This is a genomic window from Rhodococcus antarcticus (genome assembly GCF_026153295.1).
Taxonomy (GTDB): Bacteria; Actinomycetota; Actinomycetes; order Mycobacteriales; family Mycobacteriaceae; genus Rhodococcus_D; species Rhodococcus_D antarcticus.
The window spans coordinates 2,295,024-2,310,388 of the sequence record NZ_CP110615.1; the positions used below are offsets into that span (position 1 = coordinate 2,295,024).

At 73.5% G+C, this 15,365-nt stretch carries 17 protein-coding genes; 4 read left to right on the forward strand and 13 right to left on the reverse strand.

The window, feature by feature from the left end; translation table 11 throughout:
- Positions 1-16: 16 nt before the first annotated feature.
- From RHODO2019_RS11165 to hrcA, 11 genes are all read right to left on the reverse strand, one after another.
- The gene (locus RHODO2019_RS11165) at positions 17-382 is read right to left on the reverse strand and encodes a DUF2752 domain-containing protein (RefSeq protein WP_435532218.1); all 366 of its coding nucleotides are present in this window, start codon (positions 380-382) and stop codon (positions 17-19) included.
- A 53-nt stretch (positions 383-435) separates the two neighbouring features.
- Positions 436-1,233, reverse strand: coding sequence for an RDD family protein (locus tag RHODO2019_RS11170; protein ID WP_265381874.1), 798 nt, complete (start codon positions 1,231-1,233; stop codon positions 436-438).
- A 108-nt stretch (positions 1,234-1,341) separates the two neighbouring features.
- Positions 1,342-2,256: a GTPase Era gene (era, locus tag RHODO2019_RS11175; protein ID WP_265381875.1), complete on the reverse strand. Its 915-nt coding sequence runs from the start codon at positions 2,254-2,256 to the stop codon at positions 1,342-1,344.
- Positions 2,257-2,279: 23 nt separating this feature from the next.
- Positions 2,280-3,602: a hemolysin family protein gene (locus RHODO2019_RS11180; protein WP_265381876.1), complete on the reverse strand. Its 1,323-nt coding sequence runs from the start codon at positions 3,600-3,602 to the stop codon at positions 2,280-2,282.
- Positions 3,599-4,141 carry an rRNA maturation RNase YbeY gene (gene ybeY, locus RHODO2019_RS11185; protein ID WP_265381877.1) on the reverse strand — a complete coding sequence of 181 codons (543 nt, stop codon included), beginning with the start codon at positions 4,139-4,141 and terminating at the stop codon, positions 3,599-3,601. The genes RHODO2019_RS11180 and ybeY overlap by 4 nt, the downstream gene beginning before the upstream one ends.
- Positions 4,138-5,178: a PhoH family protein gene (locus RHODO2019_RS11190; protein ID WP_265381878.1), complete on the reverse strand. Its 1,041-nt coding sequence runs from the start codon at positions 5,176-5,178 to the stop codon at positions 4,138-4,140. The genes ybeY and RHODO2019_RS11190 overlap by 4 nt, the downstream gene beginning before the upstream one ends.
- A 48-nt stretch (positions 5,179-5,226) precedes the next feature.
- Positions 5,227-5,598: a histidine triad nucleotide-binding protein gene (locus RHODO2019_RS11195; protein ID WP_265381879.1), complete on the reverse strand. Its 372-nt coding sequence runs from the start codon at positions 5,596-5,598 to the stop codon at positions 5,227-5,229.
- Between the two features lie 27 nt (positions 5,599-5,625).
- The gene (locus RHODO2019_RS11200) at positions 5,626-6,516 is read right to left on the reverse strand and encodes an alpha/beta hydrolase family protein (RefSeq protein ID WP_354005531.1); all 891 of its coding nucleotides are present in this window, start codon (positions 6,514-6,516) and stop codon (positions 5,626-5,628) included.
- A gap of 13 nt (positions 6,517-6,529) precedes the next feature.
- Positions 6,530-7,285, reverse strand: coding sequence for a 16S rRNA (uracil(1498)-N(3))-methyltransferase (locus tag RHODO2019_RS11205; RefSeq protein WP_265381880.1), 756 nt, complete (start codon positions 7,283-7,285; stop codon positions 6,530-6,532).
- Positions 7,286-7,303: 18 nt separating this feature from the next.
- Positions 7,304-8,449: a molecular chaperone DnaJ gene (gene dnaJ, locus RHODO2019_RS11210; protein WP_265381881.1), complete on the reverse strand. Its 1,146-nt coding sequence runs from the start codon at positions 8,447-8,449 to the stop codon at positions 7,304-7,306.
- A gap of 80 nt (positions 8,450-8,529) precedes the next feature.
- Positions 8,530-9,564, reverse strand: a complete 1,035-nt coding sequence (hrcA, locus tag RHODO2019_RS11215; RefSeq protein WP_265381882.1) for a heat-inducible transcriptional repressor HrcA — start codon at positions 9,562-9,564, stop codon at positions 8,530-8,532.
- Between the two features lie 84 nt (positions 9,565-9,648).
- On the opposite strand from hrcA, the gene RHODO2019_RS11220 reads away from it, so the two are divergent.
- A complete protein-coding gene (locus RHODO2019_RS11220; protein ID WP_265381883.1) occupies positions 9,649-9,966 on the forward strand; it encodes a type II toxin-antitoxin system VapB family antitoxin in 318 nt (105 codons plus the stop codon).
- A 12-nt stretch (positions 9,967-9,978) separates the two neighbouring features.
- Here the strand turns inward: RHODO2019_RS11220 and hemW are convergent, their stop codons facing one another.
- Positions 9,979-11,154, reverse strand: coding sequence for a radical SAM family heme chaperone HemW (gene hemW / locus RHODO2019_RS11225; protein WP_265384735.1), 1,176 nt, complete (start codon positions 11,152-11,154; stop codon positions 9,979-9,981).
- An 81-nt stretch (positions 11,155-11,235) separates the two neighbouring features.
- On the opposite strand from hemW, the gene RHODO2019_RS11230 reads away from it, so the two are divergent.
- Positions 11,236-12,036 (forward strand): enoyl-CoA hydratase-related protein, encoded by an 801-nt coding sequence (locus tag RHODO2019_RS11230; RefSeq protein ID WP_265381884.1) that lies wholly within the window; start codon positions 11,236-11,238, stop codon positions 12,034-12,036.
- A 125-nt stretch (positions 12,037-12,161) separates the two neighbouring features.
- Here the strand turns inward: RHODO2019_RS11230 and RHODO2019_RS11235 are convergent, their stop codons facing one another.
- Positions 12,162-12,371, reverse strand: coding sequence for a hypothetical protein (locus RHODO2019_RS11235; protein WP_265381885.1), 210 nt, complete (start codon positions 12,369-12,371; stop codon positions 12,162-12,164).
- A 37-nt stretch (positions 12,372-12,408) separates the two neighbouring features.
- On the opposite strand from RHODO2019_RS11235, the gene RHODO2019_RS11240 reads away from it, so the two are divergent.
- Positions 12,409-13,374, forward strand: a complete 966-nt coding sequence (locus RHODO2019_RS11240; protein ID WP_265381886.1) for a zinc-binding dehydrogenase — start codon at positions 12,409-12,411, stop codon at positions 13,372-13,374.
- Positions 13,374-15,341 (forward strand): glycoside hydrolase family 15 protein, encoded by a 1,968-nt coding sequence (locus RHODO2019_RS11245; protein WP_265381887.1) that lies wholly within the window; start codon positions 13,374-13,376, stop codon positions 15,339-15,341. The genes RHODO2019_RS11240 and RHODO2019_RS11245 overlap by 1 nt, the downstream gene beginning before the upstream one ends.
- Positions 15,342-15,365: the final 24 nt, after the last annotated feature.

A 15,365-nucleotide genomic window follows, 5' to 3' on the forward strand; every position in this document is an offset into this window, starting at 1 on the left:
CGGCCCACGGCTGCGCTCAGACGTGCGGCACGCCGAGGGGCAGCAGCCGGACGACGAACCAGACGGCGGCCAGCAGGTACAGCACGGGGAGCAGGCGGTGCAGGAGGTCACGGTGCAGCCCGGGGCGGCCGGTCCGGGCCCCCCGCACCCACGTGGCACCCACCCATCCCCCGACCACGAGCAGCACGAGGGCGAAGGCGTTGTAGCGCAGGGCCCCGACGAGGTCGCCGTGCAGCAGGGCGTAGGCCGCCCGCAGTCCACCGCAGAAGGGGCAGTCGATGCCCAGCAGCGCCTTCGTCGGGCAGACCGGGAGGATCCCGCCGGGGGTCGTCGGGTCCGCCAACCACACCACCGCGCACCCCGCGACACCCACGACGGCCAGCGCGGCCGGGCCCCGCCAGTGGGCCGACCGCGCCGTCGAGGAACCCGGGAGGGTCAGAACTTCTTCTGGGCGGGGTCCCCGCCCGGGACGACCACGGTGTGCATGATCTTGTCGGACACCGTCTGCCGCTTGGCGTCCCACAGCGGGAACAGCCAGCCGACGTAGCAGATGATGCTGTCGACGATCTTGGCCAGGTACCGCACGAACGTCATGCCGCCACCGGGCGGACGACCGGTCTGCTCGTCGATGAGCATGATGCCGAACAGCCCCTTGCCGATGGACTGACCGGTCTTGCCCTGGCGGATGAACAGGTTCCAGATCTCGAAGCCCAGCAGGCCGAGGTACAGCAGGCCGCCGATGATGCCCAGGGCGTTGCTGATGGAGCTCAGGATGATGACGATGACATACACGACGATGACCGGGCCGAGGTAGTCGACCGCGAAGGCACCGAGCCGGGTTCCCCAGTGCGCGTACGCGTTCGGCGAACCCCCGGGGTAGCCGCCCTGCCCGTACCCCTGCGGCTGGCCGTAGGGCTGCTGCCCGTAGCCCTGCGGGGGCTGCTGCCCGTAGGGCTGCTGCCCGTAGCCCTGCGGGGGCTGCTGCCCGTAGGGCTGCTGCCCGTAGCCCTGCGGGGGCTGCTGCCCGTAGGGCTGCTGCCCGTAGCCCTGCGGCGGCTGCTGCCCGTAGCCCTGCGGGGGCTGCTGCCCGTAGCCGCCCTGCGCGGGGGGCTGCTGGCCGTAGGGCGAGGGACCCGCCGGGGGCGTCTCCTTGCTGAAGGACGGCGGCGTGCTCGGCTGTCCGGCGTTGGGATCCTCGTCGGGCTGGGAACCGCCGTACGGGTTGTCGCTCACTGCTGCTCCCTCGGAGTGCCGGTCGCACGCTGCGGCCGGCTCCTGGAGAACGTAGCGAACCCGGGACCACCGGGACATGAACTCGCCCGAACCGGGGCAGACCCGCCGTCAGAACCCGAGCCGGCCCATCTGCTTGGGGTCGCGCTGCCAGTCCTTGGCCACCTTGACGTGCAGGTTGAGGAAGACACGGGTGCCCAGCAGGGCCTCGATCCCCGCCCGGGACCGGGTGCCGACGTCCTTGAGGCGCTCGCCGCCCTTGCCGATGACGATCGACTTCTGGCTGGGCCGCTCCACGTACAGGACGCCGTGCACGTCGAGGAAGTCGTCCCGGCCGTCCCGCGGGGTGATCTCCTCGATGACCACGGCCAGGCTGTGCGGCAGCTCGTCGCCCAGACCCTCCAGCGCGGCCTCGCGGATGAGCTCGGCCATCATGTGGGTGTCGTTCTCGTCGGTGTGCTCGTCGGCCGGGTAGAGCATCGGCCCCTCCGGCACGGCCTTGGACAGGACGTCGACCAGCACCTCGACCTGCTGCCCCTTGACCGCGGAGACCGGCACCACGTCGTTCTCCGGTCCGAGCAGCGCGGACACGGCCAGCAGCTGCTCCATCAGGCGGGCCTTGGAGAGCTTGTCGATCTTGGTGACGACCCCGATGACGCGGGTGCTCGGCGCGACCACGCGCAGCTGCTCGAGGATCCAGCGGTCGCCGGGCCCGATCTTCTCGTCGGCGGGGATGCACAGCCCGATGACGTCGACCTCGGAGTACGTGTCCTTGACGAGGTCGTTCAGCCGCTGGCCGAGCAGGGTGCGCGGACGGTGCAGGCCGGGGGTGTCCACCAGCACCAGCTGCGCGTGCGGACGGTGCACGATGCCGCGGATGGTGTGCCGGGTGGTCTGCGGACGGCTGGAGGTGATGGCCACCTTCTGCCCCACGAGGGCGTTGGTCAGCGTCGACTTGCCGGTGTTCGGCCGCCCGACGAACGCGACGAAGCCGGAGCGGTGCGGGGGCTGACCAGGGGTGCTCACCTCCCCATCCTCCCCCACCGGGGTCAGCGCCCCTGCACGGTCCCGGTGGCCTCGGAGTCGACGTGCCCGGGTTCCGGCTCGGGCACGCGGCGCACCACCACCGTGCTCACCCGCACCCGGCCGCGCACCTCGGCCCCGCCCTCCGCGCGCAGGACAAGCCCGTGCGCGGTCACCTCCGAGCCCGGCAGCGGGACCCGGCCCAGCGCCTGGCCCAGCAGGCCACCGACGCTCTCCACGTCCTCCGCCGGGAGCTCCACGCCGAACAGCTCACCGAGGTCCTCGACGCTGAGCCGCGAGGACACCCGCACCGAACCGTCGCCGAGGTGCTCCACCGGGTCGCGCTCGTCGGTGTCGTACTCGTCGACGATCTCCCCGACGATCTCCTCGAGGATGTCCTCGATGGTGACCAGCCCGGCCACCCCGCCGTACTCGTCGACCAGCACGGCCATGTGGTTGCGGCCGCGCTGCATCTCCCGCAGCAGGTCGTCGAGGCGCTTGGCGTCCGGGACGAACTCCGCCGGGCGCATGAGCTCGGCCACCGGGGCGCCCGGGTCCTTCTTGCGCAGCGTGAAGGAGTGCTGGACGAGGTCCTTGAGGTACACGACGCCCAGCACGTCGTCGACGTTCTCGCCGACGACGGGGATCCGGGAGTGCCCGCTGCGCACGGCCAGCGACATCGCCTGGCGGGCGGTCTTGTCCTGCTCGATCCAGACGATGTCGGTGCGCGGGACCATCACCTCGCGGGCGATGGTGTCGCCGAGCTCGAAGACCGACTGGATCATCCGCCGCTCCTCGGCGTCGACCACCCCGCCCTGCTGGGCCATGTCCACCAGCTCGCGCAGCTCCACCTCCGAGGACCACGGCCCCTGGCGGAAGCCCTTGCCGGGGGTGATGGCGTTCCCGAGCAGGATGAGCAGCCGGCTCAGGGGTCCGAGCACGGTGCCGATGAGCCGGAGCGCGCCGGAGGCCCGCAGCGCGATGGCGTACGCGTGCTGGCGGCCGAGCGTGCGGGGGCCCACCCCGACGACGACGTAGGTGAGCACCACCATGAGCACCGCGGCCACCACCAGGGCCGCGCCGAGGGAGAGGGCGCGGTCGATCAGCAGGGTGACGATGACGGTGGCGGTGACCTCGCAGGTCAGGCGCAGCAGCACCAGCAGGTTCACGTGGCGGGGCCGGTCGGCCACCACCGCCAGCAGCCGGGTCGCACCGGGGGTGTCCTCCCGCTCGAGCTCGACCAGCCGGGCGCGGGAGACGGTGCTCAGCGCGGCGTCGGCGGCCGTGAACAGCCCGGCGAGCGGGACCAGGACGACGGCGAGCAGGACCAGCGCGACGGAACCGCTCACCGGTCGGGCCGCTCGTCCAGCCCCACCACCCCCAGCACGCGGGAGTCGACGTCGTCGAGCACGGCCTGGTGCGCCGCACGGCGCTGCTGCGCCTGCCAGTCGGCGAGGAGGCTGTTCTGCAGGCCGAACATCGCCTTCTCGTCCTCGGGCTCGGCGTGGTCGTAGCCCAGCAGGTGCAGCACGCCGTGCACGGTGAGCAGGTGCAGCTCGTCGTCCAGGCTGTGGCCGGCGGTGGCGGCCTGCTCCGCCGCGAACGGCGGGCACAGCACGATGTCCCCGAGCACCGCCGGGCCCAGGTCCGCGGCGTCGGGGCGCCCGCCGGGACGCAGCTCGTCCATCGGGAAGGCCATGACGTCGGTGGGACCGGGCAGGTCCATCCACTGCACGTGCAGGTCGGCCATGGTGGAGGAGTCGACCAGCACCACGGAGAGCTCCGCGGCCGGGTGCACGTCCATCCGGCCCAGGGCGTAGCGCGCGACGCTGACCAGGTCCGCCTCGACCACCTCGGTGCCGGACTCGTTGGACACCTCGATGCTCACCGGCGCACCCCCCGCTGGGCGCGGTGCTCGACCGGCGCGATCCGGGCGGAGTCCCGGCGGGCCTGCTCGGCGTCGTCGTGGCGGGCGTAGGCGTCGACGATCTCGCCCACCAGCCGGTGACGCACCACGTCGCTGCTGGTCAGGGTGGAGAAGTGCACGTCGTCGATGCCCTCGAGGATGCCGCGCACCACCCGAAGACCGCTGGTGGCACCGCCGGGCAGGTCCACCTGGGTCACGTCGCCGGTCACCACGATCTTCGAGCCGAACCCCAGCCGGGTCAGGAACATCTTCATCTGCTCGGCGGTCGTGTTCTGCGCCTCGTCGAGGATGATGAACGCGTTGTTCAGCGTCCTGCCGCGCATGTAGGCCAGCGGGGCGACCTCGATGGTGCCGGCCTGGGTGAGCTTGGCGGCGGCCTCGGGATCCATCATGTCGTTGAGGGCGTCGTGCAGCGGCCGCAGGTACGGGTCGATCTTGTCGTGCAGGGTGCCGGGCAGGAACCCGAGGCGCTCACCGGCCTCGACCGCGGGACGGGTGAGGATGATCTTGGTGACCTGCTTGGCCTGCAGCGCCTGCACGGCCTTGGCCATGGCCAGGTAGGTCTTGCCGGTCCCGGCGGGACCGATGCCGAAGACGATGGTGTGGGTGTCGATGGCGTCGACGTAGTGCTTCTGGTTCAGCGTCTTGGGCCGCACGGTCTTGCCTCGCCGGGACAGGATGTCCAGGCTCAGCACCTCGGCCGGGGACGCACCGCTGCCCTCGGTGAGCATGGAGACGGTGCGGCGCACGGTCTCCGGGGCGAGCGCGCCGCCCCCGGCCATGGCCACGAGCTCGGACAGCGCCCGCTCGGCGAACGCGACGTCGGCCGGGGCACCGGTGAGGGTGACCTCGTTGCCGCGGACGTGCACGTCCGCGACGAGCAGCTCCTCGAGCAGGCGGAGGTTGACGTCGGCCGGACCCAGCAGCGCCATGACGGCGGCCTGCGGGACGGTCGTGGTGGAGCGGGCGGCGACGGGCTGGTCGGGTGTGGACGTCACGAGGGGGTGGTGCCCTGCTTCCTGGGGTCGTTCCGGGACCTCCCCATCCTACCCAGCGACCTTCAGCGGGCCACCGGTCATCCCGCCGAGCCCCTCGCCGCCGAGGACGTGCACGTGGAGGTGGAACACGGTCTGGCCGGCGTCGCGCCCGGTGTTGGTGATCAGCCGGTAGCCGGTCCCGGCGAGGCCCTCCTGCTCGGCGACGGCCACCGCGTCGGCGATCACCTCCGCCATCAGGGCCGGGTCGGCGGCGGTGAGCCGCGCGGCGTCGGGCTGGTGGGTGGTGGGCACCACGAGCACGTGGACCGGCGCCTGCGGGTTGATGTCCCGGAAGGCGACCGTGCGCTCGCCGCGGCGCACGACCGTCGCGGGCACGTCACCGGTGACGATCTTGCAGAACAGGCAGTCCGGTGCGGTCATGGGGCTGACGCTAGCCGGGGCCACGACTCAGCCGAGCAGGGCGTCCCGGCAGGCCGCCCACGCCGTGGTGCTCACGTCGATGAGCGCGAAGTGGTCGACCCCGGGCAGCGTCACCAGCACGGCCGGGTCCCCCGTGGCGGTCGCGGCCGCCACGTAGGTCTCGCTCTGGCTGATCGGCACCGTGACGTCGGCGTCGCCGTGCACGCAGGTCACCGGCCGCCCGATCGGCAGCCGGGCCAGCGGCGAGGCGAGCGCGTACCGCTCGGGCTGCGCTGCGGACGGACCGCCCAGCAGCTCGTCGCTGGCGCCCCCACCGAGACCCAGCTCGGAGGCTCCCACCAGGTCGAGCACCCCGGCCTGGCTGACCACGCGGGTGAGCCGGACGGCCGGACCGGCTCCGGGTGCGCCCGCGGGCAGCGACGGACGGCCCGCCGCCCACACCGCGAGGTGCCCGCCCGCGGAGTGGCCCACCGCGCGCACGTCGTTGAGGTCGAGCCGACCACCGGCCGCGTCCTGCACCGCTCCGGCGAGGGCGTCGACCGCGGCGGCCACGTCGAGGAACGTCGCGGGCCAGCCCCCGCCGTCGCCGACCCGGCGGTACTCGATGTTCCAGGCCGCCACCCCCCGGTTGGCGAGGTCCGCCGCGAGGGGGGTGCCCAGGTCGTAGCCGTAGGCCGCCCGCCAGTAGCCGCCGTGCACCACCACGACCACGGGCACCGGGCCGGTACCCGCCGGCAGGTGCAGCTCGCCGAGCTGCGACGGGTCGGCGCCGTAGGTGATCTTCACGGGCTCGGGCACTCCCTCGGCACGGGGTGGTTCGGGGGTCGCGGCGGAGGGGGTGGCGGCGGTGGAGGTGCAGGCCGCGAGCAGCAGCACCCCGGCGGCCCCCAGCAGCACGGAGCGGCGGCGGGTGGTCACGGTCGCCAGCCTCTCAGGTCGGTGGGGCGGTGTCCCACCGTTCGGTGAGCGCCCCCAGCGCACCCAGGGCCACGGCGGCCGCGGTGGAGGTGCGCAGCACGGTCGGCCCCAGGTGCACCGCCCGGGCCCCGGCGACGGTCAGGGCCGCGAGCTCGGCGTCGTCCAGCCCGCCCTCCGGGCCCACCACCAGCAGCACCTCGGGCGCCAGCGCCGCCTGCCGCAGCCCGACCGTGGCCGACTCGTGCAGCAGCAGCGCGACGCCACCGGCCCGTACCCGCGCCTCGACGAGGGCGAGCAGCGCCGCCGTCGTCGCGAGCTCGTGCACCACGGGGACGTGCGCGCGCCGGGACTGCTTGGCGGCCTCCCGGGCCACGGCCCGCCAGCGCGCCACTCCCTTGTCCGCCCTGGGGCCGGTCCAGCGGGCCACGCACCGGGCGGCCGACCACGGCACCAGCTCGTCGACGCCCGCCTCGGTGGCGAGCTCCACGGCCAGCTCGGAGCGCTCGCTCTTGGGCAGCGCCTGCACCACGGTCACCCTCGTGGCCGGTGGCGGGACGTCCCGACGGGCGCCCACCTCCAGCTCGAGACGGTCCTTGCCCACCGCGGTCACCACGGCCTCGGCCACCCCGCCCCGGCCGTCGGTCAGCATCAGCCGCTCCCCCGTCCGCAGCCGGCGCACGGTGGCCGCGTGCCGCCCCTCCGCCCCGTCGAGCACCGCGGTGGCGCCCACCGGGGGCAGGTCGTCGAGGTGGAACACGGGCGGAGCCACGGCGCTACCGGGGTCGGGTCAGCGGCCGGCGAAGGCGTCGCGCAGGCGGGAGAACATGCCGCCGCTCTGCCTCGAGCCGGCGTGCACCACCTCCGCGACGTCGTCGCGGCGCGCGGTCGCGAACTTGCGCAGCAGGTCCTTCTGCTTGTGGTCCAGGCGCGTGGGCACCACGACGTCCAGGTGCACGTGCACGTCACCGCGCACGCCGGAGCGCAGCCGGGGCATGCCGTGCCCGCGCAGGGTCACCACCGAGGACGGCTGCGTGCCCGCCTCCACCTCGATGTCGGCCTGGCCGTCGATGGTCTCCAGCTTGACGGTGGTGCCGAGCACGGCATCGACCACCGGCACCCGGACGGTGCAGTGCAGGTCGTCGCCGTCGCGGACGAACACCTCGTGCGGCTCCTCGGACACCTCGACGTAGAGGTCACCGGCGGGGCCGCCACCGGGGCCCACCTCGCCCTGGCCGGAGAGCCGGATGCGCATGCCCTCGGCCACCCCGGCGGGGATCTTGACCGTCACGGTGCGGCGCGAGCGGACCCGGCCGTCGCCCCCGCACTGCACGCACGGCTCGGGGATGGTCTCGCCGGTTCCGCGGCAGGTGGGGCACACCCGGGCGGTGACGACCTGGCCGAGGAAGCTCCGCTGGACCGACTGGACCTCGCCGGCCCCGCCGCAGGTGTCGCACTGCACGGCGTGCGTTCCGGGCGAGGTGCCCGCACCGGTGCACACGCTGCAGAGCACGGCGGTGTCCACGCTGATCTCGCGGTTCACTCCCGTGGCGCACTCGGCGAGGGTGAGCTCGGCCCGCAGCAGCGCGTCGGAGCCGGGCTGCACCCGGCTGCGGGGGCCGCGGCCGCTGCCGCCGCCCTGGCCGCCGAAGAACGCGTCCATGATGTCGCCGAGGCCGAAGCCCTGGGCGCTGCCCCCGAACCCGCCGCCGCCCGCGGACTCCATCGGGTCCCCCCCGAGGTCCACCACCTGGCGCTTGGCCGGGTCGGAGAGCACCTCGTAGGCGGTGGTCACCTCGCGGAAGCGGGCCTGCGCGGCCTCGTCCGGGTTGACGTCGGGGTGCAGCTCGCGGGCGAGCTTGCGGTAGGCGCGCTTGATCTCGTCACCGCTCGCCTTGGTCCCCACGCCGAGCGTCCCGTAGTAGTCCCGTGCCACGTCTGATCCACACCCTCGTCCTGTTGGTCCTGCTCGTGTCCGTGCCGGCGCGGCCGACCGCTCGCACCCAGTGTGCGGTGCTAGCGCCCGGCCAGCACCTCGCCGACGTAGCGGGCGACCGCGCTGACCGAGGCGATGGTGCCGGGGTAGTCCATCCTCGTCGGTCCCAGAACGCCCATGCCCCCCAGAACTGTTCCTGCCGAGCCGTAGCCGATGGACACCATCGAGGTGCCCCGCATCTCCTGGGCCTCGTTCTCCTCACCGATCCGCACGGTCACGGTGCCCGCGTCCTGCGCGGCGGCGAGCAGCTTGAGCACCACCACCTGCTCCTCCAGCGCCTCCAGCACCGCCCGGAGCGAGCCGGGGAAGGCGCTGAAGTCGGCGGCGTTGCGGGTGAGGTTCGAGGCCCCGCCGAGCACCAGCCGCTCCTCGGGGTGCTCCACCAGGGTCTCCACCAGCACGGTCGAGGCTCGGATGACGGCGTCCCGCAGGTGCGCCGGCGCGTCCTCGGCGAGCTCGGCCACGGCGCTCGAGGCCGCGGCCAGCCGCTTGCCCTCCAGCGCGCCGCCGAGCAGGCCACGCAGCTGGACCAGCTCGTCGTCGGCGATGACGTCGCCCAGCTCGACGATGCGCTGGTCCACCCGGCCGGAGTCGGTGATGAGCACCAGCAGCAGCCGGGCCGGGGTGAGCGCGACCACCTCGAGGTGCCGGACCGAGGACACCGAGAGCGTCGGGTACTGCACCACGGCGACCTGCCGGGTCAGCTGGGCCAGCAGCCGGACCCCGCGGCGCAGCACGTCGTCGAGGTCCACCCCCGTCTCCAGGAACGACTGGATGGCCCGGCGCTCCGGACCGGAGAGCGGCTTGACCTGGGCGATGCGGTCGACGAACTGGCGGTAGCCCTTGTCGGTGGGGATGCGCCCGGCGGAGGTGTGGGGCTGCGCGATGTAGCCCTCCTCCTCCAGCGCCGCCATGTCGTTGCGGACGGTCGCGCTGGACACGCCGAGGTTGTGCCGCTCGACGAGGACCCTGGAGCCGACGGGCTCCTGGGTGGCCACGTAGTCGGCGACGATGGCGCGCAGCACCGCGAAGCGACGCTCCTCCGTGCTCGACACGGGCCCTCCTCTCCACGGTCGGTGACCTGTGGCAAGTCTAGGCGGGGTCGCGGGGCCACCGGCGCGGGTGGCTACTCTGCAGGCGTGATCTTCCGCGCCGTCCAGGAGGGCAAGCCGTACCCCGAGCACGGCCTGTCCACCAAGGACTGGGCGAAGATCCCGCCGCGGCAGGTGCGCCTGGACGAGCTGGTGACCATCAAGAAGGTGCTCGAGCTCGAGACGCTGCTCGCCGAGGACTCGACCTTCTACGGCGACCTGTTCCCGCACGCCGTGCAGTGGGGCGGGAAGATCTACCTGGAGGACGGGCTGCACCGCGCGGTGCGGGCGGCGCTGCGCAACCGGACGGTCCTGCACGCGCGGGTCTTCGAGCTCGACTTCCTCACCGCGCCGGCCCGGGACTGACCCGGACGGCGCTCAGTCCCCGGCGACGAGGACGTCGCGGACCACGGCGTCGGCCAGCAGGCGCCCGCGCGGGGTGAGCACCAACCGCCCGGCCGTCTCGACCAGGAGTCCGTCGGCCACCCGCTCCCGCGCCACCGCCAACTCGGCCGGCGCCAGCTCGGCCGGGTCCAGCCCGCTGCGCAGGCGGGCGGTCAGCATCACCCGCTCGGTGTGCACCTCGGCCGGCTCCAGCAGCTCCCGGGCCGCCGCCGGGGACTCCCCGCGGGCCAGGACCTCGGCGTACCGGGCCGGGTGCTTCACGTTCCACCACCGCACCCCGCCCACGTGGCTGTGCGCCCCGGGGCCGGCACCCCACCAGTCGCCGCCGTCCCAGTAGCCCACGTTGTGCCGGCACTCCGCGCCCGGCCGCGACCAGTTGCTCACCTCGTACCAGTCCAGCCCGGCCGCCACCAGCCCGGCGTCGAGGCGCTCGTACCGGCTGGCGAGCACGTCGTCGTCGGGCATCGGCAGCTCGCCGCGGCGGACCTTGCGCGCCATGGCCGTGCCGTCCTCGACGATGAGGGCGTAGGCGCTGACGTGGTCCACCCCGGCCTCGAGCACGGCCGCGAGGGACGCGTCGAGGTCGGCGTCGGTCTCCCCCGGGGTGCCGTAGATGAGGTCCAGGTTGACGTGGGCGAACCCGGCGGCGCGGGCCTCCAGCGCGGCCGCGACGGCCCGGCCCGGCGTGTGGGTGCGGTCCAGGGTGCGCAGCACGTGGGCGGCGGCGGACTGCATGCCCAGCGACACCCGGGTGTAGCCGGCGTCCAGGATGCCGTCGAAGAAGGCCGGCGAGGTCGACTCCGGGTTGGACTCGGTGCTGACCTCAGCGCCCGGGGCCAGCCCGAAGGTGTCCCGCACGGCCGCCAGCACCTCGGCCAGACCGTCCGCCCCGAGCAGCGACGGCGTGCCCCCGCCCACGAACACCGTCCCCGCTGCCGGCCCACCCGTCACCCGGGCGCCCAGCGCCAGCTCCGCGCGCAGCCCCTCCATCCAGCTCTGCGGGGAGGCGGAGGTGCCCAGCTCGCCGGCGGTGTAGGTGTTGAAGTCGCAGTAGCCGCAGCGGGTGGCGCAGAACGGCACGTGCACGTAGACGCCGAACGGCGCCCGCCCCACCCCCGCCAGCGCCGAGGCGGGCAGGGAGCCGTCCATCACCGCGGTGTCCACCCCCCCATCCTCCCCGCTGCGCAGCCGATGGGCACCCGCGCCCACCGGCGGTCTAGCGTCGGGACCATGGCTGAGAACACCGTGACCGAGACGTCCGAGCTGGTCCACCTGCACGTGGTCGACGGCGTCGCCACCATCACCCTGGACTCCCCGGACAACCGCAATGCCCTGTCGGCCCAGCTGCGCCGCGAGCTCACCGCACACCTGGCGGCGACCGCGGACGACGACGCCGTGCGGGTGGTGGTGCTCGACCACACCGGGCACGTGTTCTGCGCGGGGATGGACCTGCGCGAGTCCCGCGGGGCCGGCGCGTCCGCCCAGGGGGTCAACGAGTTCCCGCAGATCCTCGAGGCCATCTGGCGCCACCCCAAGCCCGTCATCGCCGCGCTCTCCGGCCTGGCCCGTGCGGGCGGGGTGGGCCTGGTGGCGGCCTGCGACATCGCCGTCGCCTCCACCGCGGCCAGCTTCGCCTTCAGCGAGGTCCGCATCGGCGTGGTGCCGGCCGTCATCTCGGTGACCGTGCTCCCGCGGCTGGCCCCCCGGGCCGCCCAGGAGCTCTTCCTCACCGGCGACGTGTTCTCGGCCGATCGCGCTGCGGAGATCGGGCTGCTCACCGCGGCGGTCGCGCCCGAGGACCTCCGCGAGCGCGTGCTGCACTACGTCACCGCGCTGGGCAAGGGTGCCCCGTTGGCGCTGGCCCGCACCAAGAAGCTGCTCTCGGAGGGCACCGCGGACGGGATGGGTGCACGGTTCGGCGAGATGCTGGAGCTCTCGGCCGGGTTCTTCGCCGCCCCCGAGGCCCAGGAGGGCATGGCGGCGTTCGCGGAGAAGCGACCGGCGAGCTGGGTTCCCACCCACACGATCTGAGCGCCGGGGCCGTCGGTCAGAGCAGGCGCACGAGGTAGGCGACGGCCACCAGCACGAGCAGCACCACCAGCGCGAGACGGATGCGGGCGCCGGGGTTCACGCCTGGAGCCTAGGCGCGTGCGGGGTCAGCCCTCCCGCGGAGGGGTGGGCACGTCCTGCTCGGGTCGGACCTTGCCCAGCAGCCCCGTGCCGAGGCCGACGATGCGGTCCAGCCCGCGCGCGGCCAGCGCGCACAGCGGCGCGACGACCACGAGAACCACGGTCACCTGGGCGATGAAGGGGAGGCCGGTGGCCCACAGCTCGACGCCGTCCCACCACCGCGCCAGACCGCCCATCCCCCGACCCTAGCCGCGGCTGGCTAGGGTCCTGCTCATGTTTGCCGTCTACGCTGCCGAGCCCAACGCCGAGAACCCCCTGGAGAGCCTGCGGGTGGGTGAGAAGGACGCCCCCGTGGCCCCCGAGGGCTGGGTCACGGTGGACGTGCGGGCCGCGAGCCTCAACATGCACGACCTGTGGACCCTGCGCGGGGTCGGCATCAAGCCGGAGCAGTTCCCGATGACCCTGGGCTGCGACGGGGCGGGCACCCTGGAGGACGGCACCCCGGTGGTGCTGCACTCGGTCATCACCTCCCCCGGCTACGTCGGCGAGGAGACGCTCGACCCGCGGCGCACCCTGCTCACCGAGAAGGCCCAGGGCGCGATGGCCGAGCAGGTCGTGGTTCCCGCCCGCAACGTGGTCCCGCTGCCCTCCGACCTCAGCTTCAGCCAGGGTGCGGTCATGGGCACGGCCTGGCTGACGGCCTACCGCATGCTGTTCGTGAAGTCTGGCCTGCGCCCCGGGCAGACGATCCTGGTGCAGGGTGCCTCGGGCGGGGTCTCCACCGCCCTGGTGCAGATCGCGTCGGCGGCCGGCTACCGGGTGTGGGTCACCGGCCGCACGGAGGCGAAGCGGGCGCTGGCCACCCGGCTCGGCGCGAACGCGGTCTTCGAGTCCGGTGCGCGCCTGCCGGAGAAGGTCGACGGCGTCTTCGAGACCGTCGGCAAGGCCACCTGGAGCCACTCGATGCGCTCGCTGAAGCCGGGCGGGGTCATCGTCGTCTCCGGCTCCACGTCGGGCCCGGACCCGTCGGCGGACCTGCAGCGGCTGTTCTTCCTGCAGATGCGCGTGGTCGGTTCCACCATGGGCACCAAGGAGGAGCTGGCGGACCTGCTCACCTTCTGCGCCACCACCGGGACCCGCCCGGAGATCGGCCTGGAGCTGCCGATGGAGCAGGCGGAGCAGGGCTTCCGGGCGATGCTGGACGGCGACACCGCGGGCAAGATCGTCTTCACCCGTTGATGGACGAGGTCACCCACAGCCCCCCGCTGCCGGCGACCGGGGCGGTCGACACCAGCACCGTCCCGGTGCGTCGCAGCGCCTTTCCCCCCATCTCGGACTACGCGTTCCTCTCCGACTGCGAGACCACCTGCCTCGTCGCGCCGAACGGGGCGGTGGAGTGGATGTGCTTGCCGCGCCCGGACTCCCCCAGCGTGTTCGGCGCGATCCTCGACCGCTCCGCCGGGCACTTCAAGCTCGCGCCGTACGGGGTGAGCGTGCCCGCCGCGCGCCGCTACATGCCCGGCGGTCTCATGGTGGAGACCACCTGGCAGACGGAGACGGGCTGGATCATCGTCCGGGACGCGCTGGTGATGGGCCCCTGGCACAACACCGACGCGCGCTCCCGCACGCACAAGCGCACCCCCACCGACTGGGACGCCCGGCACGTCCTGCTGCGCACGGTGCGCTGCGTCTCCGGCACCGTGGAGCTGGCGCTGAGCTGCGAGCCGGCCTTCGACTACCACCGCAGCGGAGCGCGCTGGGAGTACACCGGGGACGTCTACGACGAGGCCGTCGCGGTCGCCACGGCCGATGAGGGCGACCACCCCACGCTCAAGCTCACCTCGAACCTGCGCCTGGGGCTGGAGGGCCGCGAGGCGAGGGCCCGCACCCGGCTCACCGAGGGCGACGACGTCTTCGTCGCGCTGAGCTGGTCGGACCTGCCGGCCCCGCAGACCTGGGCCGAGGCCACCGACGCGATGTGGCAGACCCAGGAGTGCTGGCGGCAGTGGATATCCATGGGGCGCTTCCCCGACCACCCGTGGCGGGCCTACCTCCAGCAGAGCGCGCTCGCGCTCAAGGGCCTGACCTACGCACCGACCGGGGCGCTGCTGGCCGCCTCGTCGACCTCGCTGCCGGAGACCCCGGGCGGCGAGCGGAACTGGGACTACCGGTACGCGTGGGTGCGGGACTCGACCTTCGCGCTGTGGGGGCTGTACACCCTGGGGCTCGACCGTGAGGCCAACGACTTCTTCAGCTTCATCAGCGACGTCTCGAGCAGCCAGGACGGCTCTCCGCACCCGCTGCAGGTGATGTACGGGGTGGGTGGGGAGCGCAAGCTGGACGAGGAGACCCTCGACCACCTCTCGGGCTACGACGGCGCCCGGCCGGTCCGGATCGGCAACGGCGCCTACGACCAGACCCAGCACGACATCTGGGGTGCCGTGCTCGACTCGGTGTACCTGCACACGCGCTCCCGCGAGCAGGTCCCGGAGTCCTTGTGGCCGTTGCTCAAGGAGCAGGTGGAGCAGGCGGTGGCGCACTGGCGCGAGCCCGACCGCGGCATCTGGGAGGTCCGCGGGCAGCCCCAGCACTTCACGTCGTCGAAGGTCATGTGCTGGGTGGCGCTGGACCGCGGCGCCAAGCTCGCCCGGGTGCACGGCGAGCACGACTACGCGCAGACGTGGCAGGCGATCGCCGACAAGATCCACGCCGACGTCCTGGAGCACGGCGTCGACTCCCGCGGGGTGCTCACCCAGGCCTACGGCGTGGACCACCTCGACGCCTCGCTCCTGCTCGCGGTGCTGCTGCGCTTCCTGCCGCCGGAGCACCCCGTCGCCCGGGCCACCGTGCTCGCCATCGCCGACGAGCTCACCCTGGACGGGCTGGTGCTTCGCTACCAGGTCGACACCACCGACGACGGGCTCTCCGGCGAGGAGGGCACGTTCACCATCTGCTCGTTCTGGCTGGTCAGCGCACTGGTGGAGATCGGCGAGCTCGAGCGGGCCCGACACCTGTGCGAGCGGCTGCTCGGCTTCGCGAGCTCGCTGCTGCTCTACGCCGAGGAGATCGATCCCCGTACCGGCCGCCACTGGGGCAACTTCCCGCAGGCCTTCACCCACCTCGCGCTGATCAACGCCGTGGTGCACGTCATCCGCGCCGAGGAGGACGCGCAGGGCAACTTCCAGCCGGCGCACGCCGGCGGCTGAGCGGCGCCGGACCCGCGGCCGCGG

Bases quoted from the DNA above. Each gene is read 5' to 3' on its own strand.
- RHODO2019_RS11195 (WP_265381879.1), bottom strand. From the start codon at position 5,598: ATGACCGCACCGGACTGCCTGTTCTGCAAGATCGTCACCGGTGACGTG.
- hemW (WP_265384735.1), bottom strand. From the start codon at position 11,154: ATGGACGGCTCCCTGCCCGCCTCGGCGCTGGCGGGGGTGGGGCGGGCG.
- RHODO2019_RS11230 (WP_265381884.1), top strand. From the start codon at position 11,236: ATGGCTGAGAACACCGTGACCGAGACGTCCGAGCTGGTCCACCTGCAC.
- RHODO2019_RS11235 (WP_265381885.1), bottom strand. From the start codon at position 12,371: ATGGGCGGTCTGGCGCGGTGGTGGGACGGCGTCGAGCTGTGGGCCACC.
- RHODO2019_RS11240 (WP_265381886.1), top strand. From the start codon at position 12,409: ATGTTTGCCGTCTACGCTGCCGAGCCCAACGCCGAGAACCCCCTGGAG.
- RHODO2019_RS11245 (WP_265381887.1), top strand. From the start codon at position 13,374: ATGGACGAGGTCACCCACAGCCCCCCGCTGCCGGCGACCGGGGCGGTC.